This is a genomic window from Nocardia vulneris (genome assembly GCF_001613425.1).
Classification (GTDB): Bacteria; Actinomycetota; Actinomycetes; order Mycobacteriales; family Mycobacteriaceae; genus Nocardia; species Nocardia vulneris.
In genome coordinates this window covers 17,430-40,555 of sequence record NZ_BDCI01000001.1, presented here as the reverse complement: position 1 = coordinate 40,555, position 23,126 = coordinate 17,430, and the positions used below count along the sequence as shown (strand labels likewise).

Here is a 23,126-nt window from a genome sequence, read left to right as displayed (position 1 = left end):
TCGAACAGGCCGTCCGCCTCGGCGAACGCCCCTTTGCTGGCTGAGCTGATTGTCGATACTACGAGGGTTGGTATCACAGCGTGTGATGAGCGAGTGTGGGCTACGTCATACCTACCGTCCGCTGCACCGGCCATCCGGGTTCGGGGTGGTCCGGATCAGGTGGGTCACGTGGGCGGCGGTGACGAGTTGGTTTTCGCCGATCAGGCGGGCAAGGTGGAGCAGGGCGGAATCGTGCATCCGTTGCGCCGAGTGGCGAGTTGCGTTGGACGCCACCGCGTCTCGGACGATCCACGGGACGTAACCGCATTCGAACGCGTCCAAGGCGGTTTTGAGCACGCAGGCGTCGGTGGCGATGCCGCAGATGATCAGGTCGGTGACGCCCAGTGCGCCGATCAGCTGCGACCCCTCGGCCGTGAGGGCGGTGTACACCGTTTTGTCGAGCAGGTGCGACTTCGGGTGCGCGGTGTAGGGAGCCAGCTCGTCGATGAGGTCGGTTTCCGGTGGTCCCTGCAGCGCGTGCCAGCCGAGCAGTCGCTCCCAGGGCGAGTTCGGGTAGTTCCGGTATCGGGTGAAGACGGTCGGCCGGTCGCCGGCGGACCAGCCGGCCACCAAATCGACGATCACGGGCACTGCCGACGCCGAGCCCTCGTTCACGAACCCGTTCTGTACGTCGATCACCAGAAGGGCAGCCGCGTCCAGGTCGATGGTTGAATGCATAAGCTCCCGCTCCCCACTTGAACTTATATCCGACCCGGGGGCTTGCCGCAAGACCTGGGTGATACCGCAGAATGGCCGCTCGTTGCCGATTCCACCCGAGAAGGAGCGTCTGTGACCGATTTGAAGTCCTTCGCCGACCTGGTGCCCGTCGATTCCGGGCTGTGTGTGGCCGTCACCCTGCGCGCGGACGGCACACCGCAGGCCACCGTCGTCACCGCGGCGGTGCTGCCACACCCGGCCACCGGGGCCGACACGGTGGTATTCGTATCCCCCGGTGCCACTGTGAAACTCGCGAACTTGCGCGCCGATCCGACCATCACGCTCACCATCCGGGCCGGCTGGCAGTGGACCACCGTCGAAGGGACAGCGCAGCTGGTCGGCCCCGACGACCCCCACACCGGCATCGACGCCGAGCGACAACGCCTGGTGATTCGCGACATTTTCGCCGCGGCAGGCGTCACCCAGGACTGGGACGCCTACGACCAGGCGATGCAGGACAAACGCGGCACCCTCGTTTTCGTCACGCCGCACCGCACCTACACGAATGCCGCCACACCGTGAACCGTCTATCGGGTACGCCTGACATAGGTCAGCGATAGGCGATGCGCGCAGGTTTATCCAAGCGCACGAAGGGATTTCGGGCCCGCGGGTGACAGGGATCGGGTGAGCGGGGAACCGCGGGGGTGGCGGGCACCGTCGGCACCGCCCTCGATTCCCACCACGGGCGAAACGAGCCGGGACGGTGCACCATCGCGGTGTCCGAGCCCGGCGCGGTGTGTGTGCGGACGGCAGCGGAACTTGTTGTGGTCATTGCGTTTTCCGGTCTAGTGGAGCGGCGTCGAGCCAAGTCGCCCGCCCGGGACTCGGCCCCGTCGGCGGGCGGATCAATAGGCGAGGCAGTAGTAGTCATCGTCGAAGGGGGCGGGGGTGATCCAGTTCTGGTCGATACGGTCGGTGAGGTCGGCGGCATCGAACGCGGCGCGGATGCGTTCGGCCACCGGGTGCACGGCGGCGGTGTCGAGGCCGAGGTCGCGGTCGCGCTCATCGGCAAAGGCGTGCTGTCCGGCGCGGTCGACGTCGCCGCCGGCGGGAACGAAGGTGGTCATCGCGATCTCCTTTCTCGTGCCGAGAGTTTCGCACCGTCTCGCCGGGGCGCCGGCGAGGAGCGAAGGACCGGTGGGCCCGAGAGCAGTGCCCATGCGGGCCCACCGGTCGGAGGAAGAGATTTCGAAAACGTGATGGTCTTGCTCAACAGTTCGGTGGGGGCCGGGTATCGCAGCGCCTGCTGCCATACAAGGTGGCCGAGCACCTGTCGGTGCAGGCCCGGGGCGACATGGCCGCGCCCCCAACCGAGAAACCAGTGGTTGCATATTTGACAGGCATCACCTCGCTTTCACCAGTTGCCAACCGGGCGAACACGGTTGGGCAGTCCACGCTCGTACGCGCGTGCCGGCCCGGGACGACGTCCGGCACCTCGCGCCCGATTCAGGCGTTGATGGCCTGACGGTCGGCGGTTTCGCTGCGGATGACCTCGATCTTGCGCGGCTTGGCCTTTTCCGCGACGGGCACGGTCAAGCGCAGCACCCCGTCGCGGTAGTCCGCGCGGATCGCGTCGGTGTCGAGGTTCTCGCCCAGGAACAGCTGGCGGGAGAACACGCCGCGGCTGCGTTCCGCGGCGATCATCGACCGGCTCTGATCCAGTTGCGGGCGGCTGGCTTTCACGGTCACCACATTGCGTTCGACGTCGAGGTCGAGGGAGTCCGGGTCGATACCGGGCAGGTCGAATTCGACGAAGAACTCATCGCCGTCCCGCCAGGCGTCCATCGGCATGGCCGCCGGTCGCGCAGGTGTACCGAAGACCTGCTGCGTCAGGCGATCCAGGTCACGGAAGGGATCGGTACGCATCAGCATGGTCGCCACCGCCAACTCACTCCAATCTCGATCAGTAGGAACTCAGATAACCTCTGTCATCTGACATAGATAATATTTAGCACTCGACACAGGAGAGTGCAAGTGGGGTCCAGAGAAAATGTTCAGCAACCGGAAGGAGGCGATACCCCCTCCGCTGAGTACTCAGAACGGCAGCATCGGCACGGCGTCCAGGAGCGCCCGGGTGTACGGGTGCTCGGGGTGGGCGAGAACCGTTTCCGCGGCGCCGCGTTCGACGATCTCCCCGTCTTTCAGCACGAGGAGTTGATCGCACAGCTGCTGGACCACGCCGACGTCGTGGGAGACCAGGATCAGGGAGAGACCGAACTTTTCCACGAGATCGCGGAGCAGTTCGATGATCTGGGCGCGAGTGGGGGCGTCGAGGGCCGAGAACGGTTCGTCGCCGACGAGCACCTTCGGGTTCGGCGCGAGGGCGCGGGCGATTGCGATGCGCTGACGCTGCCCGCCGGAGAACTCGTGCGGATAGCGTGCTGCCGCATCGGGTTCCAGGCCCACCGCGACGAGCAGTTCCGCTACGCGATAATCGTGGTTGCCCGGGATCCGCAGGCACTCCAGGGGTTCGGCGATCGAGTCGCCGACGATCATCCGCGGATCCAGCGAACTCAGCGGATCTTGCAGCACCACTTGGACTTCCCGGCGAAACCAGGTCAGATCGCGGCCGCGGACCGGCTTTCCCTGATAGCGAACCGCACCGCGATCGGGACGATCGAGAGCCAACAGCAGGCGCAGCAAAGTCGACTTCCCGGAACCGGATTCGCCCACGATACCGAGGTGGCTGCCCTCCGCCAGCGTCAAACTCACCGCACGCACCGCATCCCGGCGCGGGGCATGGCCGAGCAGCCTGGTGCGGGGCAAGCGGAACGAGCGGCTGAGGTCGTCGGCCTCCAACAGGATCACGAAACCACCTCCGCCGAACCGCTGCTCACCTTCGCCGTACCGCGCCGGAACGACGACGCCCGTGCGAGTTCCAGTAACGTCCGCAGATACGGATGCTTCGACTCGCGCAGGGTCTGCGCCAGATCGCCGTCCGCCAGCACGCGCCCCTCCCCCAGCACCAGCACCCGCTGCGTCACCTGCGCGAGCACCGCCAGATCGTGCGTGACGAACAGCAGCGCCGAACCTTCCTCGGACACCAAATCCGCCAGCAGGGCCAAGATTTCGGCCTGCACGGTGACATCGAGCGCCGTCGTCGGCTCGTCGGCGATCAACAGCGCGGGCTTCGCGGCGAGCGCCATCGCGATGCCGACCCGCTGCCGCTGCCCGCCGGAGAGCTGATGCGGGAACGCGCGCACGATATGCGCCGGGTCCGGCAGGCCGACGCGGGCCGCCAACTCGATGGTCGCGGCGGCGGCGGCACGCCGGCTCAGCTTCTGGTGCAGCCGTAGCGGTTCCGCGATCTGCTTGCCGACGCGCATCAGCGGATTCAACGCCGACAGCGGTTCCTGGAACACCATCGCCATCCGGCTGCCGCGAATCTTCGACAGCTGACGGTCGCCCCGCCCGAGCAGCTCCATACCGTCGAGCGTGATGCTGCCGCGCACCCGCGCCTCCTCCGGCAGCAACCCCATGATCGCCAGGGCGAGGAGCGATTTCCCGGATCCGGACACACCGATCAGGCCGAGCCGACCGCCCGCGTCCATCCCGAAGTCGACGTCGTCGAGCAGCACCCGGTCGCCGATCTCGACCGTCAGTCCGGTCACCTTCAGCAGTGTCATCGAGTCGGCACCCCTTTGCGCAGCCGCGGGTCGGTGACGCTGCGCAGCGCGTCACCCAGCAGATTGAAGCCGAGCACCGTCAGCGCCACCGCCAGGCCCGGCCACACCACCAGCAGCGGCCGCACCTTGATGTAGTCCTGTTGCGCGCGCAGGATGCCGCCCCAGGACGGCGCCGAGGGCGAACTGCCATAACCCAGGTAGGTCAGCGCCGCCTCGGCGAGCACGGCCAGCGCCATCACCCAGGACAGCTGCACGATGAGCGTGGGCGCGATGGCGGGCAGCAAGTGTTTGACCACGATCCGGCCCGTCGACGCCCCGGCGGCCCGGGCCGCGAGGACGAAATCGCTGGTCAGCACGCGCGCCACTTCGGCACGCGCCACCCGCGCGACCGCGACGCCCGAGCTGATGCCGATGGCCACCGCCACCGTCAGCATCGACCCGCCGTACACCGCGGCCAGCACCATCGCGAGCAACAGCGCCGGGAACGCGATCATGATGTCGATCAGCTGCACCACCACCGAGCCGACCGGACGTGGCGACAGTTGCGCGGCCATCGCCAGCAGCAGGCCGAGTGTGCCGGCGATCGCGGCGACCACCAGCGCCACCGCGAGCGTCTGCCACGCGCCGGCCAGCACCTGGCTGAACACGTCGTGCCCGACTCGATCGGTGCCGAGCAGGTGGCCCTCGCGCAGCGGCAGCAGCCAGGCCCGGCCCGGATCGGTGGCCTGCGGATCGTAGGGCGTCCACCACAGCGACAGCACACTCGCCACGACCAGCGTGCCGACCATGGCCAGTCCGAAAGCGCCACTGGGCTTTCGGACCAGGGCGGCGAGCACGACCTGTATCGCACGGCGCCTGCGCCGCCACTTCGGCCGCTCGACGGCTCGGATCACAGCGTCGCCTCCACCCGTGGATCGATGAGCCGGTGCAGGATGTCGACCGCGAAACCGATCACCAATACCGCGCTGACGATCAGCAACACCTCGCCCTGCACCTTCACCAGATCGCGGTTCGCCACATCGGAGAGCAGCATGCTGCCCACGCCCGGCAGGGTGAACACCCGCTCGATCACCACCGCACCCACGATCAACACCGCGAACTGCAGGCCGAGGATCGAGACCACCGGCGGCGCCGCATTGCGAAACCCATGCCGTACCAACGCCTGCGTGCGGGTCAGTCCCTTGGCCCGCGCGGTGCGCAGGTACTCCGAATACAGCACGCCCAGGATCGCCGAGCGCACGAACCGGAACAGCACCGCGCCCTCGGACAACCCGAGGGTCACGCACGGCAGGATCAGACTGCGCACCGCATCGCCCGGTTCGGCCCAGCGATCGGCCGGAAATCCCTGTGCGGGCAGCACTTTCAGCTCCACCGCGAACACCAGGATCAGCAGCATCGCCAGCCACAGGCCTGGCACCGCGATCCCGAGCTGCGACAAGGCGTTCGCTGCCTCACCGGTCCGGCTGCGATGCCGGATCGCCGCCCAGGTGCCCAGCGATACCGCCAAACACAGTGCGATCAGCAGGGATCCGACGATCAGCGGGCCGGTGACCGCCAGTTTCTGCTGCAACTCGGGCCCCACGGAGGTCCCGTTGAGCTGGGAATGACCGAAGTCACCGTGGAACACCCCACCGATCCAGGACAGGTACTGCTCCGGCAGCGACCGATCCAGTCCGAGATCGGTGCGGATGGCGGCGATCTGCTCCGGTGTCGCCTGGAGCCCGGCGACGGTCGCCGCGACGTCGCCGGGCAGCAAGCGCAGCAGCGCGAAGACGAGCACGCTCGCCACCGCCAGGGATACCAGGAGCAGCCCGACTCGCTGGATCACATACCAGAGCAAAAGACCTCCGTCACTTGGCGACCGCCAGCTTCGTCAGCGGAAACCGGTTGTTGGTCTCGTGCTGCGGCACACCGTAAACCCCCTTGCGCACCACCGTGTTCAGCTCGACGAGGAACAACCAGTCACACGGCGCGTCCTCGGCGATCTGCCGGGTCATCTTGCGCAGCAGGGCATTACGCGCGTCCTCACTGTCCGCGGTGCGCGCTTCCCGATACCACTGCTGGACCTGTTTGTTGTCGTAGCCGAAGTAGTAGTCGGCGCGCGCGTAGTTGTTCACGTCCCGCGCCTCGGCGTGATTGACCACGCTCAACTCGTAGTCGTGGTTCTTGTACACCTTCGACAACCAGGTCTGGAACTCCACCACCCGGACGTTGAGCGTGATGCCGACGTCCTTGAGATTGGAGACCAGGATGTCGCTCAGCGCGGTGACGTAGTGGTTCGGATATTCCACCGACAGCGTCAGCCCGTTGCCGTATCCGGCCTTGGCGAGCAGCTTCTTCGCGTTCTCCGGGTTGTATTCGTCCAGCGCGGTGAGGTCCTCGTACCAAGGATCCTGCGGCGGCACGGGGCTACCGATCTGGATCCCCGCACCCACCGCCTTGATGATCGCCTTCTTGTCCAGTGCTTGCCGGATGGCATGGCGCACATCCGGATTCGCCAGAATGGGATTGGCTTCGTTGAAGGCGAGGGTGTACTCGTCGGTGCTCGTCCCGCGCAGCACGCTGAACTTGTCGCTGTCGGTGAACGGTTGCAGCAGGGTCGGATCGGTCGCGGTCTGAACGTCGAGCTGCCCGGTCAGTTCGGCATTGTTCGCGGTGTTGGCGTCGATGATGTAGTGGAACACCACCTTTGCGACCTTCGGCTTCGGCCCCCAGTAGTCGTCCCACCGCGTCAGGGTGAGGGTCGAGCCGCGGTTCCACTGCGCCAGCCGGAACGGACCGGAACCGTTCTCCGCACCGTCGAGCGCGGCGAAATCGGTGCCGGTCTTGTAGACGATGCCGCCGCGCTGGGTCAGGTTCCACAGCAGGTTGGTGTCGCGCTGTTTCAGCTGGATCGTCACGGTGGCCGGGTCGGCGGCGGACACCGACGCGATGGACGCGAGCTCGGCCGCGCGCAGCGACTTGGAGCCCGGGGCGATCTGCTGCTGCAACGACCACACGACATCGGCGGAGGTCAGCGGCGAGCCGTCGTGGAACTTCGCGTTCGGCACCAGGTGGAAGGTGTAGCTCAACCCGTCCGGCGACTGCTCCCATGAGGTCGCCAGGCCGGGCACGATCTTGTCCTGGGCACCGGCGTCCACCGTGACCAGGCCCTGATACACGTTGTCGAGCAACGCCTGATCGAGCGCGACGCCCGCGGTGGTGAAGGTGTTCAGGCTGACCGGCTCCAGCGCGAACCGAACGTTCGCCGTCGCATCGAGGTTCAGCTGATCGTCCGGGGGTGTCGCGGCCTGGGTGGCCTTGCTCGGGTCCCCACCGGGCACCACGTCACCGCCGGTGCCGCAGGCCACGCCGGTCAGCCAGACCGCGAAGGCGAGCGCGACGACGGCAACGGGACGACCGCGCCTCAACGGATGCCCCCGCGGGTGCGCACCGTCATTCTCCGAGACTGCAATTCAGCACTCCTGACTTCGTTTCGACGCCGATCGAGCCAGACACCGATGACACGATATCTCCGATCAGCGAATTTGTTTCAGTGGCATACCTTCACGGAACGCCGCGTGTCCGGGCGGCGGCGTCGGTGCACCGAACGGGTTGAGCCAGAGCCGAAGTAGCTCACGGGCGATCTGATCGGTGTCGATGAATGCGGTGCGGGCGTGCACGATCACATTGTTGTTGAGGAACTGGATGTCGCCGGGCCGAATCCGCATGGTGATCTTGTTCTCCGGCCGGGCGGCGATCGCCTCGAAGGTATCGAGCGCGTACCGCTCCACCGGGGACAGGTCCAGATCGAATCGATCGTGCGCGGATTCGACGAATTGCCGCAGGTAGTACCGGCAGCTGAGCCGGCCTTCGTGCCAGGCGTAGACGGAATTGCGGTAGTACGGCCGCTCGCCGTCGACCTCTTCGTCGCGCCGGTCGTAATAGAAACCGGCGTAGTACAGGCCGAGCAGTTCCCGGTGCTCCCGGAGCAGTTCGTTGTGGATGGTCACCGAACTGGTGAGGCTGCTGTAGCCGCCCTCGCCGGCGGAGTGCAGGCAGAGCAGTCCGACGATATCGGAACTGTCGGTGTGGAACGGAAGAGCCTCGTTGGTCTGGTAGCCGCGGGTCGCCGCGTTCAACAGACCGCCGTTGCCATAGTTCTTGACCGGCACCAGGAGGTCGCCGCGGGCGTTCTGCGTCACCGCGGGCCCCAGGTGCGCGCTCAGCCCCCAATACATGAGTTCGATATCGGAGCGCGGAATGTCGGCCGTGATCGGAAAGCCGCTGAGCACGGCGAAACCGCGCCCGGAGACCAACGTGTCCGATACCGCGGCGAGCTTGCGCGCCAGGCCGTCCAGCGGAAAGTCTGCGCGGGTGATGTCACCGAGATCCTTGCCGGTCCGTCGGCAGTGCTGCAGCGCGGCGAACAACTCGCCGACATCATCGGTGGTCAGTGGTGTCGTCCACTGGTCGGGATCGGTGTAATCGCTACTGCGCCACGCGGCGGGGCCGGTGAGCGTCTGGGTGCAGAGGGGAAGAGTTGCGTGAGTCATTTCGTTCGCTCATTCCTGTCACAAACGGAGATTGGTCACGAGTGGACGTTTATCGATGCCCGCGGGCATGGTGAGATCCGCGCCGGCACCGTAGTCGCAGGTGACCAGCAGTTCCAGGGCGAGGTCGCGCTGCACCATGCTGCCGCCGACGCCCACCACCGCGGGCAGCACGGAAATCAAACGCCGCACGGCCTGTTCGGGATTCGACTGGCAGTAATAACGGAAACTCTCCGCCACACCGACCGCGGTGCGCCGGGTGCCGATCAGATGCGCGGCGGTATCCGTTGCCTCCGCCCCGAGTTCGTTGGCCAACTGCTCGGCGAGTTCGTGCCGGTCGGCCCCGATGATCGCCAGCAGGACGTGCAGATCGACGAATGCCGAATTCGAGGCCGCCCGAATGTCCGGCGCCTTGTCCGCGACCGCCGTGAAATCGTCCGGTCCGGCCCGGCCTGCCAGCCGCAATCGCCACAGCAGCGATACCGCATCGCAGAATTGCATGGCCGAACATTCGGTGCCGAGTACGCCGGTGACCTCACCGGTGAGCCCGACCAGCGCGTCGTGGTCGGAGCCCGCCATCGAGTTCAACGCGTGATGCCAGCTCAGATGCGTACGCAGCAGGCACCTTTCGGCGTTCCAACGGGATCGGGTGGCGGACAACAGGTCCGCGACCCCACCGTGGTCCCTGGTTTCGAACAGGGCGTGCGCGCACGCGTGCACCGCCCACGGATTGTCGTCGGGGGCGAGCTCCAGCGCCCGGCTGCCTGCCGCGTGCGCCTCGGCGAATCGATGGTTCTCCCCGAGCGCGAAAGCCAGCATTGCCAGCAGGTACGGATACGCCTCGGTCGCGCCCTCGGTCAGCAGCGGACTCGCGGACAAGCGGGCGAGCAACGTCTCGGTGGCACCGGTCAGGAAGTCGACCTGATGCCCGGCGGCCAGCGCCAGTTCGTCCGCGGGGAACTGCCGCGATATCTCCAGCAGCGTGGTACCGGCCGTGCCGAAATCGCCGCGCAGCAACTGCCGGATCGCGTCGAGGTGCGCCGATTCCAGCGCGGTGATCGCACCCTGGTCGATATTCCTGAGGGCGGCAACGACTTCCACCGGTGGCCGGACCCCGCCCAGCAGATACAGGTAGGCGCGCAGCATCACGATGACCGGTTGCGCGTCGTCGTCGGGCTCCAGCGCGTCCAACGACGTGACCATGGAGCGGTCGAATCTGAGCAGCCCGTTCAGGGAGCCGGACACCGCGGCCGAGACCCGGTCGTCATATGCGGACAGATCAATCGGATTCATCTGCACCTACCTCTGGCGATGCGGGCAGTCCGCCGAGGTACAGCTCACGAATCCCCGGCCGGGCCCGGCGGGCCCAGGCCACCGCGCGGGCCACTTTGTCCATGTCGATATCGAAGTAGGGCTGGGACATGTCGGTCAATCCGAAGGACGGCGGCACGAAATCGACCTCCGCGAACAACTTTCGGAATTCCGACACCGCGGTGTCGCGGCTGGTCTCCCGGCTCCAGTAGGCCGTCATGATCTGGTCCGACTTCCGATAGAAGGCGTCGATGAAGCCATCGAGCCCGGTGCCGGGCGCCGCATCGGCCTGCTGCGTCGGTTCCTTCCCGGCGGCACGCGCGGCCGCGAGCGCGGTGACGTGCCGCAACCGATTCTCGGTGCGCATGGTGCCCGTCACCTGATTCACCTGCCAGACCCGGAACCACGCGTTCCAGAGTTCATAGTCGGTGAACGAGCGGAATGCGTTGCCGACCAGGAAGTCGTTCTCCTCGATCAGGCTGGACTGCATTTGTTCGATGTCGTCGAAGGTCTCCGGCGTGAAACCGCCCCGGAATCGGTCGATCAGCCGTTCCGCCAGCCGATCCACCACGACCGCCGTGTTCTGCATGCCACGGGAGAACAGCGGGTCGATGAACCCGGCCGCGTTGGAGGTGAGACACCAGCGATCGCCGACGGTTCGGGTGGCCGAGTATTGCAGCCGGCCCGCGCTGATCCACGAGCGCGCGTTCTGCGCGTGCTCGAACTGCTTGCCGATCTCCGGGTAGGTCGCCAGGAAGTCGGCGAAGGCCTGCTCCGGGTTCGGCAGCGGCGCCTCGTCGCCGTCGTCGATGCGCCAGACGACGCCCACGCTGCACAGCGGATTGGACGATTTCTCGTTGTTGTCGAACGGGATCACCCACATCCAGCCGCCGTCGAAGACGTGATGCAGTGTCCCCGTGTGCCATTCGCGCGGACCGTGCACGGTGGTGATCTCGTCGAACGGGGTCACGCCCGTCATATGGGTGAACACGGACTTCGAGGTGGTGCGCAGACCTTCGGTGGTACGCAGGCCCAGCGCGGCCGCGACGGGCGAGCCGCGTCCACCCGCGTCGACCACGTATTCCGCCGAAATCCGGGTTCCCTCATCACCTTCGAACAGCACGCCGGCCTCGGTGATGTCGAGCCGGCTGGCGCCCACGCCCTCCAGCAGGACGGCGCCGTAGTCGCGGGCGCGCAGCGCCAGCCAGTGATCGACATCGGCCCGGAACAGATGCGACTCGGTTTCCACGATCTCCGACAGCGGGAACTGATGGGCGCGCCGGGCCGTGGTACCCGGCTCGTGGTAGATGAAGCCGAAGTTGTTCTTCATGCCGCAGGTGCCGACCGACCCGATGAGGTTGTCGAACGACGACAGCGCGGCCAGTTCCGGCACACCGTATTTGATGCTCATCAACTTGTAGAGCTTCGAGGTGTTCGGGATCGTCGATTCCCCGATGGCGAAGCGAGGATGCGTTTTCGGGTCGACCATGCAGGTCCGCAACCCGGACGCCTGCAGACACAGCGACAATGTGCTTCCGGAAAGGCCGGAACCCAATATCAGAACGTCATAATCGGTACTCACCGCGAAACTCCCTCGGCCGATCCTCTGCGCAACGGAGTCTGCTGATGATATTGCATGAGCCAGCGATTGTCGCGACGTATATACACCGTAGAAATTGCGGCATAGATACCATCGAGCCCGACCCGCTTCTGATACATCTCGTAAAACACGATATGCGCGTCCGGACCCAGGGAACGCTCGTGGAACTCGAGTATCTGATAGGCCTCGATCGGCGGTGCCGTACCGACCGCGTTCAACATGATCCGCCGGGACAGCGAAGCATGCGGAGAAGGCACCGCGAACACCGCATCGGCCGCCGTGGCGTGGTCATAGAATTTCGCACCGTCACCCGCGCTCAGCGCACGCCACTGCAAAAACTCTATTTCGGTCGGACTCGGATCGGCCGGATTCCCGTCAACCGGGTTACCGGTGTTTTCTGACGCATGCATGACCATTGAGTACCCGTCTGATTCCCAAGCGGAGAATGCCAGGTCGCCGGCACCCTCCCCAGGGCCGTCGATAATTTATGTTCCGGAAGGAACAATATCACGGTGCGCACACCGGCGGCAACGTTTCGGCGGAGGGATCCGCGAAACCAACACGCTTGATCTACAACGGATCTCGATTACGTCAACAGCTGCGTCGGCGACCGCGTTCCGGTACCGTCGAAGTGATCTATCAACACGCCCGTTGCCGCTGCCGAAAGCGCGTTCGGAGCGCACCGGAGGGGAGAATCATTGAAGCCACCGGATGTCACCAATTATGCACAGGGAACATTGACCGTCCAGGAAGCTCCGGCGGCAATCTCGCACATTTCCGCGGAACTGCGGGCGCAGGGTCGCGAGGTCACGTTCGTGCCCACCATGGGCGCCTTACACGACGGTCATCTCGCATTGGTCGAAGCGGCCCGGAAAAACGAGGCCGAGTGCATTGTCTCGATCTTTGTCAACCCATTACAGTTCGGGGCTTCGGAGGATCTCGACCGTTATCCGCGAACATTGGCGGCCGATCTCGATCGGCTGCGCGCCGCGGGCGTGCGGCTGGTGTTCACGCCGACCCTCACGGGGATGTATCCGACCGGCCCCCGGACCACCGTCACGCCAGGCCCGCTCGGCGCCGAACTCTGCGGTGCGACAAGGCCGGTGCTCTTCGGCGGCATGCTCACCGTGGTCGCCAAACTGCTGCAGATCACCCGGCCGCATGCCGCCTTTTTCGGCGAAAAGGACTATCAGCAGCTGGTTTTGATTCAGCAGATGGTGCACGACCTGAACTTCGACATCCGGATCGTCGGCGTCGCGACCGTGCGCGAGCCGGACGGCCTGGCCCTGTCCTCACGTAACCGCTACCTCGATGCGACCGAGCGGATTTCGGCCACGGCGCTGCCCACGGCGTTGCAGGCGGGTGCGCGCGTGCGCGACCGGGGCCCCACCGCGGTACTCGACGCGGCCCGCGCGGTACTCGACGCCGCCGCGGGTGTCGAGGTCGAATATCTCGAATTGCGGGATCCCGATCTCGGTCCCACCCCTTCGTCGGGCCCGGCCCGGCTGCTGGTCGCCGCACACGTCGGCAGCACCAGGCTGATCGACAACATCTCGTTGACCCTGACCGACCTTCGGGAAATGTGAAACGGAAACACCATGTGCACCTGTATGTTTTTCCTGGACAGCGCCGATGGGCGCTTCGTCGCCATCGAATCCCGCGACCATTCGATTTATCGGCCGCATGGTTTCGAAGCCGCCCGTGCGCTCGGGCTGGCCCAGCCGTTCTCGTATGGTCCACACTGGCAGGACAATCCGGATCTCCGTAAAAAGGCGTGGACCGTGCAGGCGGCGGACAGCCCCGAATTGGCCGACGTGGTGAGCGGTCTGGATATCGACGGCGGCTCGTGGCTGGCCTTCCATCGGCGCACCGGTGTCTATTGCCGCATCTTCACGCCGGAATGGGATGAGCACACTCGGTCGGACACGGCCGGGAATTCCACCGCGGCGGAATTGATCGCGCCGGGCGGGCTGAGCCTGGATTGCGCGACCGCCACGTCCGCGGAGCACGCGGTCGAACTCCTGCGCACGCGACTGGTGCCCGCTTTGGGCGATTCCGGCACATTGTTCGCCTTTCACCTGGTGATCGCCGATCCACAGCATGCTTTCGTGGTAGCGTTCGACGGTCGCGAGACCGTGACGGTTACCCCGATGGCCGCCGGTCGCCCGCAGGTACTGACCACCGCGGGTCCGGCGGGCGACGAATTCGGCCGCGGCCTCCAGCAGCGCGCGGAAACCGCCGAAGCGCCCGGTGCGAAATTGACCTCGTGGGCGCCGTGGTTGTCCGTTTTCGCCGGTATCGAAACCGGTGCGCCGGATTACTCGGAGGCGGGTTGGACCGCCGACCGGTATTCGGCCATCCGGCCGCCCTATCGCGAGAGCACCGACGCAGACCGGTACAAGAATGTCACACTTTTCCCGGTGACCGATCCGCGCCATATAGCGTGGACGAAGAGTGTCTCGATATACTCTGCCGGACAGACGGGGGCGGAGTTGTTCGCATACAACGAGCGGCAATTGTTCGAGTACCAACCGGTGCCGGCCGATGTGCGGCGTATGGGCTTCCCCACGACCCCGGATGACTTCTTCGTCGTGATAGCGAATACGAATTCTTGAGCTGAGGTGGGTATGACGATAAACATTCCCGGCGTGCGGGTCGGGCACTGGTCCGATCCGCACGGGGAAACCGGATGTACGGTGCTGATCCTGCCGGAGGGCACCGTCGCCTCCTGTGAGGTGCGCGGCGGTGCGCCGGCCAGCCGCGAGTTGGACGTGCTGGCGCCGGACAAGACCGTGCCGTTCATCGACGCGGTGGTGCTGACCGGCGGCTCCGCGTTCGGCCTCGCCGCCGCGGATGGCGTCATGCGCTATCTCGAGGAGCACGATCGCGGCGTGCCGACGCCCGGCGGCAAGGTGCCGATCGTGCCCGCCCTCGCCCTGTTCGATTTGAGCGCAGGCGATCCCAAGGCGCGTCCGACCGCCGAGCGCGGGTACGCCGCGGCGCACGCGACCACCGGCGAGCAGGTGCTCGCCGGGCGTGTGGGGGCGGGCACCGGCGCCTACACCGGGCACTGGCGCGGGCCCGGCGCCCGCCGGGCGGGCGGACTCGCCTACGTCGAACGGCGCTGGAACGATCTCGTGGTCGGCGCGCTCTGTGTGGTCAACGCGTTCGGCGACATCGACGACGGCGCCTCGGAGATCGCGTTGGACTCGGTCACGCAATTGGATCTGGTCATCTCCGCCGCGTCCGCGGCGCGGATGCACACCACCATCGGCACCGTGATCACCAATGCCAAGCTGGACAAGGTCGGCTGCCATATCGTCGCGCAGGGCGCGCACGACGGCCTCTCGCGCGCCCTCACGCCGCCGCACGGTCGCTTCGACGGCGACGGATTCATCGCCGCCGCAACGGGTTCCGTGGATGCCGACGTCGATCTGGTGCGCCTCATGGCGTTGGCGACGGTGACCGACGCCATTCGCTCGGTCGCCGCGGCGCCGCAGTAGGGCACACAGCCACCGGCTACCAATCGCCACTGTCGTACTCCGCGCGGACCGCGGCCACCGCGGCCTCGATCCGGCTGGTCACCTCGAGCTTCGCGAGAATACGACTGACGTACTCCTTCACCGTGTCCGGGCTGATGAACAACCGAGAGCCGACCTCTCGGTTGGACAGCCCGTCCACGACCAGCCGCAGAATCTCCCGCTCCCGCTTGGTCAGCGTGGAAAGGCGTTGGCGCGCCTTGTAATCCATCGCCAACCCGCTGTGCATCCGGCTCGGCTGCGGCGCCATCGCCAGCACCGCGCCCGAGATCAGCACCTCGAGCACCTCCAGTACCGCCAGCACGCCGCGGTCCTTGGCCACCACCGCGTCGACCTGTTCGATATCCGCCTTGGCGGCACCGTGTTCCACCAGCAGCGTGATCATCGGCGGGTGGTCCGAATCCCGCAGCCGTGCCACGGTCGCGGCCAACCCGCCGAGCCGGGCCACCGAGGCGTCCAGCACGATCACGTCGGGACGCAACCGCGCGGACCGATCCACCACCTCACGCCAGGAGCACGTGCCCGCCAGGGCGAAGCCGTCGTGCACGGCCACCGCGTTCTCGAAATCCGTTCGGGCGAACGGGAAATCGGACGCGACGAGCAGACTGCGCCGCGGCACGACAGTGGAACTGCACCATTCGACCGGGCGGCGGCGACCGGTGCGCACCTGGCTCTCCTGATCCGATCCGAATCCGACGGTCATGGCGGGCCGTCGGCCGCGTCGACCCGCTGGTGCCGCATCGCCTGCTCGGGTATTCGGGCCGGTTCCGGTATTCGCGTCTGGTGTGACTCGCGGCTCTCCTCACCCGACGGACCGAACACGACGCCGTGCTTCCATCCACTGCGTTCGAACATCCGCATCACCGGGGTGGCGACGAAGGTCGTGACGATCGTCATCAGCGCCAGGATGGTGTAGAGCTGCCCCGAGATCAGGCCCGCGGTGAGACCGATGTTCAGCAGGATCAGCTCCATCAGGCCGCGGGCGTTGGCGAGCGCCCCCATCGCGCCCGCCTCCCGCCAGCTCATCCCCTGCCACCGGGCCACCAGGCCGATCGCGCCGAACTTGCTGGCGAACGACACGATCATCACGATGACCGCGACCAGCAGCACCTTCGGCTCGAAGATCAGGCTGAGCTTGGTGTTGAGACCCGAGTAGATGAAGAACGCGGGCAGCAGCAGATACGCCACCAGCGGTTCGAACCGGTCCCGGATGACGTCGAGCAGCTTGCCGCGCGGCATCACCGTGCCCGCGACGAACGCGCCGAACACCGAGTAGATGCCGACGTAGTCGGTGAACCAGCTCGCCAGCAGCACGACCAGCAGCACGACCGTGAGCGGCACGATGGGAATACCACCGCTGCGTTCGGTGTCCCCGCTGCTCGGGGTCCACCCTTCGAGCCGTTTCAACGCGGGACGCGCCACGACGACCATGAACGCCAGATAGCCCAGACCACCGCCGACCGCGAGCACCGCGCCGGACATGCTGTCTTTCGTCGTCGCGACCACCGTCGCCAGCAGTACCCAGGCGCAGGCGTCGTCCACCGCGGCACACGACAGCGACATGGTGCCGAGCCGGGTGTTCAGCAGACCGGACGCGTAGATGATCCAGGCCAGCATCGGAAATGCCGTGATGGCCACCGCCGAAGCCACGAACAACCCGCCCTGCCAGGTGCCGACCTTCTCGGTGAAGTAGTCGCCCTGGCTCACCATCCAGACACCGACCAGTCCGCCCAGCACCAGGGGCACCGAGATACCGGCCAGCGAGGTGGCGCCGGCCTTGCCCAGATGCGACCGGAGGATGTCGAGCTTGAACGAGGCGCCGACCAAGAACATGTACAGCACCAGCCCGAGCTGGCCGACGACGTAGATGGCCGTGAGATTCGGGTGCGTGATCGACGAGCCGCCCACGTCCAGCGTCGTGGGGAACAGCCACTCCTGCCCCGTCGGCCAGATCAGACCGAAAACCGATGGCCCCAAAACGAAGCCGGCGGCCATGATCGCCACCACCTGGACCTGACCGAGCCGCTGGAACAGCGGCCAGAGCAGGCGGCAGGTCACGAGAATGATCGCGAGCTGCAAAAAGAAATGTGTTGTGACTTCGAGCAATGAGGGCATCGCAAACCTCGCTGAGAAAGATGTCCACCTTCGCCGTGGCGAAGGTGGACCGTCGACTACGGAGTCGGCATCGACAGAACTTGAACCGTGGACACCGCTGTCGCCACCAGCTTCCCGTCCTCGCTATGTGCTTCCGCGGCAAGGTAGATCGCCGTGCGCCCCGCCTTGCGCACCACGGCGGTCAACCGCAGCCGCTGCCCGGGAAACGTCTGGCGCATGAAGTGCGTCGTCAGTTCCAGGGTCGTCGTCGGGCCGCGCGCGGTCAGGTAACTGAGCGGTCCGATGAGGTTGTCGAACATGGCGGAAAGGAACCCGCCCTGCACGATGCCGACGGCGTTCGCATAGCTCGGCGGCGCCGCCACCGTCGCGGTCAACGAGGTGCCCGGCACGTACTCCTCGAACTGCATGTCCATTTCCTTCGCCGAGGGCGGCGGCAGCTGGAGGGTAACGCCGGGCGGGGTGAAGCTGCGAAAGAGCTCGACCGTGTACTCGAGCACCTTCTCATGGCCGTGAATCGTTGCGTCATCACTCATTTGGTGCCTCCTCGTCCGTTGCCGCGGCTCTGTTCCGCGGCTGTCAGAAATGTTTCCAGCATCGTGTTGAATCCGGGGGCATGTTGGACGGCATGACCCGCACCGGGCAGCTGGACCCGTTGCGCGTCGAGGTGGTCGGCGAGCGCATCGCAGACCCGTTCGAGTGCGGGGTTGTGCTTGCCGGAGCACACCAGCACCGGCACGCCCGCCTCGGCGATCGTTTCGAACCGGGGCTCGGCCTCCCGCGGTGAACGCAGTTTGCGTCCGAATTCCAGCGCGTGCCGGACCTCGTCGCCCACATCGGCGAGCATCGCGGGATCCACACCGGCCACCGCGAAGAACTTTCTCTCGGCCTCCGCGTCGTCCGGGTTCTGCGCGTATTGATCGGACAGGTCGGCCAGCTCGCGGACGTACTCGTCCTCGGCCGCGGCGTTCCACAGCGGCGCCTCGATCACGGTCAGCGACCGCACCAGGTGCGGCAACCGCTCGGCCACCAGCAGCGCGCCGATACCGCCGTACGAAAACCCGATGAGGTGCACTCCCCCAGGCACTTCCGTGATGAGGTCCACCAAATCGTCTGCGTCGGCGCGGAAGTCCTGCCATTGCGCGGCCGGGCTCGGCGGAAATCCGCGCCGGCTCGGCACGATCAGCGACCAGCGCTGCGCGAGCTCCTGCTGGGCGGCCCAGGTCATCGGCGCGGGCATCCCGCCGTGCACCAGCACGACCGGCGGGCCGATACCAGAACGCGCGATGGCCAGCGGGGCGTCGGCCCGATCGTAGGTTTCTTCGAGTGTCATTGGCCCTCAGTTCTTTCCAAGGTCACCGACGCCCGCTCGTCGCGCATGATCGCCGCGTAGCGTTGCGGTGTCAGCTCCTGGTAGGCGGCGTCCCCCGCATCGCGGATATAGATGGGCTCCCCGTCCCGTGGCGTGAAACCTTCCCGTTGTAGTGCGAGTTTGGCCAGCTTCAGCGTCGCGGTGGTTTCCAGCGACGGGCACACACGAATGAAAATCGGCCGGGCGTAAGGGGGCAGCACCGCGTCGAGGTACGACGCGAGTTCGACACCGTCGAAGCGGGAGCCACGGGCCAGCACGATGGCCGCCATGCCGGCCCGGCCCTCGCGTCCGGGCACCTGCACGCCGTAGACGTTGGCTGCGGCGATGCCGGGCCAGCGCACCAGTTGTTCCTGCACCTCGGTGGTCGACACGTTCTCGCCCTTGTAGCGGAAGGTGTCGCCGAGCCGGTCGACGAAGAACAGATTCTTCTCGGCGTCGATCCGGAACATGTCGCCGGTGTTGAACAGCGCGTCGCCATCACGGAAGGCATCGGTGACGACCTTTGCGCGCGTGGCGTGTTCGTCGCGGTAGCCGCCGAACGGGGTGCGCTTGCGAATCGGCCCGAGCAGCACGCCGACCTCACCGGGCCGGCAATCGACCAAACGCGCGCCGTCGCGGGCGAAATCGTCGCGATCGAAATCCCACTTCGCCAGCCTGCCGCCGAGGCGGAGCTTGCCGACGGAGCCGACCGCTCCGGACAGATTGAGCGTCGCGATATTGCCCTCGGTCGAGGCGTACAGTTCGACGATCCGGGGTATCTCGAACCGCGCCTGCAGCGTCGCCCATACGTCGGCTTGCAGCCCCTGCCCGACGATCACCCGAACCCGGTGGCCGACATCGTATTCCGTCGGGGCGGTGTTGATCAGGTAGCGGCACATCTCACCGATGTAGTTGAACCCGGTCGCCTCGAAGCGATGCATGTCGTGCCAGAACGCACTCGCGGAGAACTTGCGCCCCAGTGCGAGTGTGCAGCCGTGCGCGATCACGCTCGACAGCGCGATCACCAACGCGTTGGTGTGGAAGAGCGGAAGACAGTTGTAGATCACGTCTCCCGGCTCCAGGCGCCACGCCAACGCGCCGGTGACCCGGCCCACCGAGGTCAACCGCTGATAGCTCATCACCGCGGCCTTGGGTAAGCCGGTCGTACCACTGGTGAAGATGTAGGCGCCGGTGTCGGCGAGCGAATGCAGCGCCGTCTCGGGCGGATCGGTGCTGATCTCGCTCGGCACGAACCGCACCAGCCCCGCGACGTCGCCTGCGGCCGAGGCCTTTTCGTCCTTGTCCACCCGGCAGCGGTCGACCAGCTCGGCCGGCACCCGGTCGCGCACGGCGAGAAACGCGGGCAGACATTCCGAACCGACGGTCAACTGCTTGGCGCCACACGCCGAAAGCGCGTGCACCAACCCGTCGCCGCGGGTCTGCGTGTTGATGAACGCCACGACGACCCCGAGCTTGCCCGCCGCCAGATAGTGCCAGATGAACTCCGGCCGATTCTCCATCAGCAGGGCGAGCACGTCACCCTTGCTCAGGCCTTCTTCGCGATACGCGTGCGCGATCCGGTTGACCCGGCGATTGGCCTCCGCGTAGTCGAACCGCTCGTCGGCGTACAGCAGAAAGGGTTGCGCCGCATGCTCGGCGCGCCCGCTTCGCCGCTCGAACTCGAGCGCCAGCGTTCGATTCGAGCCCGCACCTTCGAGCATGCCCCGTGCGAGAACCCCGTACGACCGGATGCGTTGGGTCAACGACACGGTTACGCGCCTCCCGACAGTTTCGCCGCGGCGGCCGGATCGGCGGCGAGCACGGCGGCGAAGTACTGCTGCCGCGCTTCGTCGGCGAGCCGGTCCCAGCGCTCCCACGTCATCGGCGTCGGCTCGTGGTCGGGCACCATCCGGTAGCGCGACAGATCGTCGATGCCCTTGAACCGGGCCAGGATCTCGTCGTCCACCAGCGCGTTGCCGGTGAACTTCGCCGGATCCTGTTCCAGCACAGCCAGAATGGCGTCCACGACGATGTCCTCGGTGCGCCAGTCCGCGGGACTGCCGAGGCCGAGGTTCTGCGTCGCCAGCGTGCCGATGAGGGTGCGCGTCCAGATCGCATTGCACGCGATCCCCGTGCCCGCCAGCTCCTGGGCCAAGCCGAACGCGAGCAGCGTCGCGTTCAGCTTGGACGCCATGTAGGCGACTTTCCCGCCGACATGGTCGAGCACGTCGGGGTCCAGTGGCGGACTCAGGTTGATGATGTGTCCCCAATTGCCCTTGCGCATATGCGGAATGCAATAGTTCGCCAGCAGGAACGGCGCGCGGGAGTTGATGCTCATCACGAGGTCGTACCGCTTCTGCGGCGTGGCCTCGACCGCCTGGATCCACATCGCGCCCGCGTTGTTCACGAGAAAGTCGACTCGACCGAATTCGGCCACCGTCCGCTCGACGACGTTCTGCAGATCCGCGTCGTCGCGCACATCGCAGCGCAGGCCGAGCGCACGCGCACCGAGCGCCTCGATCTCGCGCACGGTGTCCGGCACGCTACCGGGTAGTCTGCCACCGCTTTCCATCGTCTTCGCCGCGATGACGACCGCGGTGCCCCGGCGCGCCAGCGCCAGGGCCAGGGCCTTGCCGATACCGCGACTGCCGCCGGTGATGATCGCTACCCGGCCTTCGAATTCGGTCAAGTTCGCCACTCTCCTCGCTACTGCGCCGTCGCCTGCAGCGCCGACTCCGCCGGATCCCGCTGCGGCAGGTCGATCCTGGTGGCGATTTCCTGTTCGAACGAATCCGCCCACGCCTCCAAGCGATCGACATTGCGTCGCATATCCGCGAAGGTCTGCGTGGCGGTCTTGTCGGTCAGCAGGTCCAGATGCAGCTGCGCGCAGATCGGCACCTTGCTGTATTCGACGAACAGGTACTTCTCCGGTTGCGGCGCCTGCGCCGCGAAGGCCCGCAGGTTCGCCTGCATGCGCGACTGGATGCCGAAGAACCGCGACGCGATCGGATGGAACTCCGCCGCCGCGTCCGGGCTGGTGAGCAAGCCGCGGAACAGCATCTGCGAGGGCAGCGCCCAGTAGAACGAGGTATCCCACATCACCTTGGTGAACATGGCGGGTGCGTGGCCGAAGATGCTGTAGTTGTCGTGGTACATCTGCAGGTAGTTCGGCCACAGATCCTCGAGCAGCAACCGGTTGTAGGACTGCGCGACGTCCTCGGTCAGCCTGCCCTTGCGGTCGAGCTCGATGAGCCGGGTCGTGATCGTGTTGGTGTAGGCGATGTAGTCCGAGCCCGGGCTGTAGAACGCGTCCAGGAACACCGCCGCCTCACCGACACAGGCCCACCGGTTGTGCGAAAACGCTTGCGTGGAGCTGTAGCTCGCGTTGCGCAGCACCAGGAAGTCGAGCAGCTCGGCCTGTTCGGTGAATTTCGCCAGCGTCGGCTCGTGCTCGGCGATCCACTGCCGCGCTTTGGTTTCCGTCGAGTACGTGCGGAACGGGTGGTAGCGCTCGTCGGTGACGATGCCGATGCTGGTGTTCCCGGATGAGAGCGGGATCATCCACACCCAGTAACCGGTGCCCATCAGGTGGTTGGTCGAGAACCACCGGCGCTCTTGGGTTTTCGGCCGCCAGGTGGGGCTGGTCGGCCCCGCCATCTCCTCCACGTCGTACTCGCCGCGCAACCGCCACCAGGCCGCGTTGATCTTGTGCGGGCTCGGCGCGCCGAGACCCAGCTTGCGCTGGATCAGCTTGCCGCGCCCGGAGGCGTCGGCGACGAAGCGCGCCCGGACCGAGCGCTCCGCCCCGCCGGCCACCTCGTAGGTGATGACGTGATCGTCGTCGCCCTGCGCCAGATCCACGTCGACGACCTTGGCCTGCTCGATCAGGTCGATGCCGAGATCCTTTGCGCCACGGCGCAGATCGCGCTCGAAGATGCCGCGGTCGATCTGATACGACGGCACCCGGGCGAACCGGCGCGCGCCGATCTCCGGCCGTGCCTCGAAGGGACCGTGCTGGTCGCCGAAGAACAGGCGCAGTCCGAGCTTGTGCAGGTGGTGCTTGTTGAAATAGCCGGTGAGGCCGAGCTGTTCGGTGAAGTAGTGCGCGCCGCCTTCGACGGTCGCCTCCCCCACCTTGTACGCGCCGTCGGGGATATCGCCGCCGGTGCGCTCCAGCACCAGCACCGAGAGTTCGGGCATGGTCCGCTTGAGCTGCCTGGACAGGGTGAGCCCCGCCAGCCCGCCGCCACAGATCACGACGTCGTATCGGTCAATCGGTTTCATAGCATTCTCCGTTCG

The 23,126-nt window shown here is 66.4% G+C and carries 23 protein-coding genes; 4 read left to right on the top strand and 19 right to left on the bottom strand.

The window, feature by feature from the left end; translation table 11 throughout:
• Positions 1-111 precede the first annotated feature (111 nt).
• Positions 112-717: a cysteine hydrolase family protein gene (locus NVU01S_RS00160; protein WP_209444829.1), complete on the bottom strand. Its 606-nt coding sequence runs from the start codon at positions 715-717 to the stop codon at positions 112-114.
• Positions 718-828: 111 nt separating this feature from the next.
• Here NVU01S_RS00160 and NVU01S_RS00155 point away from each other — a divergent pair, with 111 nt between their 5' ends.
• Entirely contained in the window at positions 829-1,278 is a 450-nt protein-coding gene (locus NVU01S_RS00155) for a TIGR03618 family F420-dependent PPOX class oxidoreductase (RefSeq protein ID WP_043675339.1), read from the top strand.
• Between the two features lie 323 nt (positions 1,279-1,601).
• On the opposite strand, the gene NVU01S_RS00150 is transcribed toward NVU01S_RS00155, so the two are convergent.
• From NVU01S_RS00150 to NVU01S_RS00100, 11 genes are all read right to left on the bottom strand, one after another.
• Positions 1,602-1,823, bottom strand: coding sequence for a hypothetical protein (locus NVU01S_RS00150; protein ID WP_156161729.1), 222 nt, complete (start codon positions 1,821-1,823; stop codon positions 1,602-1,604).
• A 379-nt stretch (positions 1,824-2,202) separates the two neighbouring features.
• On the bottom strand, positions 2,203-2,628 hold the full coding sequence (locus NVU01S_RS00145; protein WP_043675426.1) for an Hsp20/alpha crystallin family protein: 426 nt from the start codon (positions 2,626-2,628) through the stop codon (positions 2,203-2,205).
• Positions 2,629-2,790: 162 nt separating this feature from the next.
• Positions 2,791-3,564, bottom strand: coding sequence for an ATP-binding cassette domain-containing protein (locus tag NVU01S_RS00140; protein ID WP_043675345.1), 774 nt, complete (start codon positions 3,562-3,564; stop codon positions 2,791-2,793).
• Positions 3,561-4,382 carry an ABC transporter ATP-binding protein gene (locus tag NVU01S_RS00135; RefSeq protein WP_043675348.1) on the bottom strand — a complete coding sequence of 274 codons (822 nt, stop codon included), beginning with the start codon at positions 4,380-4,382 and terminating at the stop codon, positions 3,561-3,563. The genes NVU01S_RS00140 and NVU01S_RS00135 overlap by 4 nt, the downstream gene beginning before the upstream one ends.
• On the bottom strand, positions 4,379-5,275 hold the full coding sequence (locus NVU01S_RS00130) for an ABC transporter permease (protein ID WP_175068852.1): 897 nt from the start codon (positions 5,273-5,275) through the stop codon (positions 4,379-4,381). Before NVU01S_RS00130 ends, NVU01S_RS00135 begins: the two co-directional genes overlap by 4 nt.
• Positions 5,272-6,222, bottom strand: a complete 951-nt coding sequence (locus tag NVU01S_RS00125; protein WP_043675350.1) for an ABC transporter permease — start codon at positions 6,220-6,222, stop codon at positions 5,272-5,274. Before NVU01S_RS00125 ends, NVU01S_RS00130 begins: the two co-directional genes overlap by 4 nt.
• A gap of 10 nt (positions 6,223-6,232) precedes the next feature.
• Positions 6,233-7,792 carry an ABC transporter substrate-binding protein gene (locus NVU01S_RS00120; RefSeq protein ID WP_043675353.1) on the bottom strand — a complete coding sequence of 520 codons (1,560 nt, stop codon included), beginning with the start codon at positions 7,790-7,792 and terminating at the stop codon, positions 6,233-6,235.
• A gap of 108 nt (positions 7,793-7,900) precedes the next feature.
• Positions 7,901-8,917, bottom strand: a complete 1,017-nt coding sequence (locus NVU01S_RS00115) for a TauD/TfdA family dioxygenase (RefSeq protein ID WP_052280906.1) — start codon at positions 8,915-8,917, stop codon at positions 7,901-7,903.
• An 18-nt stretch (positions 8,918-8,935) separates the two neighbouring features.
• Entirely contained in the window at positions 8,936-10,207 is a 1,272-nt protein-coding gene (locus tag NVU01S_RS00110) for a tetratricopeptide repeat protein (protein WP_043675356.1), read from the bottom strand.
• Positions 10,194-11,807, bottom strand: a complete 1,614-nt coding sequence (locus NVU01S_RS00105; protein WP_156161730.1) for an NAD(P)/FAD-dependent oxidoreductase — start codon at positions 11,805-11,807, stop codon at positions 10,194-10,196. Before NVU01S_RS00105 ends, NVU01S_RS00110 begins: the two co-directional genes overlap by 14 nt.
• The gene (locus tag NVU01S_RS00100) at positions 11,804-12,235 is read right to left on the bottom strand and encodes a hypothetical protein (RefSeq protein WP_146153988.1); all 432 of its coding nucleotides are present in this window, start codon (positions 12,233-12,235) and stop codon (positions 11,804-11,806) included. Before NVU01S_RS00100 ends, NVU01S_RS00105 begins: the two co-directional genes overlap by 4 nt.
• 288 nt (positions 12,236-12,523) lie before the next feature.
• Here NVU01S_RS00100 and panC point away from each other — a divergent pair, with 288 nt between their 5' ends.
• Genes panC through NVU01S_RS00085 form a run of 3 tightly spaced genes read left to right on the top strand, consistent with a single transcriptional unit; the run spans position 12,524 to position 15,328 of the window.
• A complete protein-coding gene (gene panC, locus NVU01S_RS00095) occupies positions 12,524-13,411 on the top strand; it encodes a pantoate--beta-alanine ligase (protein WP_043675361.1) in 888 nt (295 codons plus the stop codon).
• A gap of 24 nt (positions 13,412-13,435) precedes the next feature.
• Positions 13,436-14,440: a hypothetical protein gene (locus NVU01S_RS00090; protein ID WP_043675365.1), complete on the top strand. Its 1,005-nt coding sequence runs from the start codon at positions 13,436-13,438 to the stop codon at positions 14,438-14,440.
• A gap of 12 nt (positions 14,441-14,452) precedes the next feature.
• A complete protein-coding gene (locus NVU01S_RS00085) occupies positions 14,453-15,328 on the top strand; it encodes a P1 family peptidase (RefSeq protein ID WP_043675368.1) in 876 nt (291 codons plus the stop codon).
• Between the two features lie 16 nt (positions 15,329-15,344).
• On the opposite strand, the gene NVU01S_RS00080 is transcribed toward NVU01S_RS00085, so the two are convergent.
• From NVU01S_RS00080 to NVU01S_RS00050, 7 genes are read right to left on the bottom strand one after another with little or no spacing between them, the layout of a single operon-like run.
• Positions 15,345-16,067 carry a response regulator transcription factor gene (locus NVU01S_RS00080; protein WP_043675371.1) on the bottom strand — a complete coding sequence of 241 codons (723 nt, stop codon included), beginning with the start codon at positions 16,065-16,067 and terminating at the stop codon, positions 15,345-15,347.
• Positions 16,064-17,479: a cation:proton antiporter gene (locus NVU01S_RS00075; RefSeq protein ID WP_043675373.1), complete on the bottom strand. Its 1,416-nt coding sequence runs from the start codon at positions 17,477-17,479 to the stop codon at positions 16,064-16,066. The genes NVU01S_RS00080 and NVU01S_RS00075 overlap by 4 nt, the downstream gene beginning before the upstream one ends.
• A gap of 56 nt (positions 17,480-17,535) precedes the next feature.
• Positions 17,536-18,012, bottom strand: a complete 477-nt coding sequence (locus NVU01S_RS00070; protein ID WP_014984581.1) for a PaaI family thioesterase — start codon at positions 18,010-18,012, stop codon at positions 17,536-17,538.
• Positions 18,009-18,809, bottom strand: a complete 801-nt coding sequence (locus NVU01S_RS00065; protein ID WP_052280909.1) for an alpha/beta fold hydrolase — start codon at positions 18,807-18,809, stop codon at positions 18,009-18,011. Before NVU01S_RS00065 ends, NVU01S_RS00070 begins: the two co-directional genes overlap by 4 nt.
• The gene (locus NVU01S_RS00060; protein WP_052280910.1) at positions 18,806-20,596 is read right to left on the bottom strand and encodes a long-chain-acyl-CoA synthetase; all 1,791 of its coding nucleotides are present in this window, start codon (positions 20,594-20,596) and stop codon (positions 18,806-18,808) included. The genes NVU01S_RS00065 and NVU01S_RS00060 overlap by 4 nt, the downstream gene beginning before the upstream one ends.
• Positions 20,597-20,598: 2 nt before the next feature.
• Positions 20,599-21,516 (bottom strand): SDR family oxidoreductase, encoded by a 918-nt coding sequence (locus tag NVU01S_RS00055; RefSeq protein ID WP_167829414.1) that lies wholly within the window; start codon positions 21,514-21,516, stop codon positions 20,599-20,601.
• A gap of 17 nt (positions 21,517-21,533) precedes the next feature.
• Positions 21,534-23,111, bottom strand: a complete 1,578-nt coding sequence (locus NVU01S_RS00050) for an NAD(P)/FAD-dependent oxidoreductase (RefSeq protein WP_052280912.1) — start codon at positions 23,109-23,111, stop codon at positions 21,534-21,536.
• Positions 23,112-23,126: the final 15 nt, after the last annotated feature.

Bases quoted from the DNA above. Each gene is read 5' to 3' on its own strand.
- NVU01S_RS00085 (WP_043675368.1), top strand. From the start codon at position 14,453: ATGACGATAAACATTCCCGGCGTGCGGGTCGGGCACTGGTCCGATCCG.
- NVU01S_RS00110 (WP_043675356.1), bottom strand. From the start codon at position 10,207: ATGAATCCGATTGATCTGTCCGCATATGACGACCGGGTCTCGGCCGCG.
- NVU01S_RS00080 (WP_043675371.1), bottom strand. From the start codon at position 16,067: ATGACCGTCGGATTCGGATCGGATCAGGAGAGCCAGGTGCGCACCGGT.
- NVU01S_RS00115 (WP_052280906.1), bottom strand. From the start codon at position 8,917: ATGACTCACGCAACTCTTCCCCTCTGCACCCAGACGCTCACCGGCCCC.
- NVU01S_RS00145 (WP_043675426.1), bottom strand. From the start codon at position 2,628: ATGCTGATGCGTACCGATCCCTTCCGTGACCTGGATCGCCTGACGCAG.
- NVU01S_RS00050 (WP_052280912.1), bottom strand. From the start codon at position 23,111: ATGAAACCGATTGACCGATACGACGTCGTGATCTGTGGCGGCGGGCTG.
- NVU01S_RS00100 (WP_146153988.1), bottom strand. From the start codon at position 12,235: ATGCATGCGTCAGAAAACACCGGTAACCCGGTTGACGGGAATCCGGCC.
- NVU01S_RS00090 (WP_043675365.1), top strand. From the start codon at position 13,436: ATGTTTTTCCTGGACAGCGCCGATGGGCGCTTCGTCGCCATCGAATCC.
- NVU01S_RS00070 (WP_014984581.1), bottom strand. From the start codon at position 18,012: ATGAGTGATGACGCAACGATTCACGGCCATGAGAAGGTGCTCGAGTAC.
- NVU01S_RS00135 (WP_043675348.1), bottom strand. From the start codon at position 4,382: ATGACACTGCTGAAGGTGACCGGACTGACGGTCGAGATCGGCGACCGG.
- NVU01S_RS00150 (WP_156161729.1), bottom strand. From the start codon at position 1,823: ATGACCACCTTCGTTCCCGCCGGCGGCGACGTCGACCGCGCCGGACAG.
- NVU01S_RS00160 (WP_209444829.1), bottom strand. From the start codon at position 717: ATGCATTCAACCATCGACCTGGACGCGGCTGCCCTTCTGGTGATCGAC.
- NVU01S_RS00065 (WP_052280909.1), bottom strand. From the start codon at position 18,809: ATGACACTCGAAGAAACCTACGATCGGGCCGACGCCCCGCTGGCCATC.
- NVU01S_RS00075 (WP_043675373.1), bottom strand. From the start codon at position 17,479: ATGCCCTCATTGCTCGAAGTCACAACACATTTCTTTTTGCAGCTCGCG.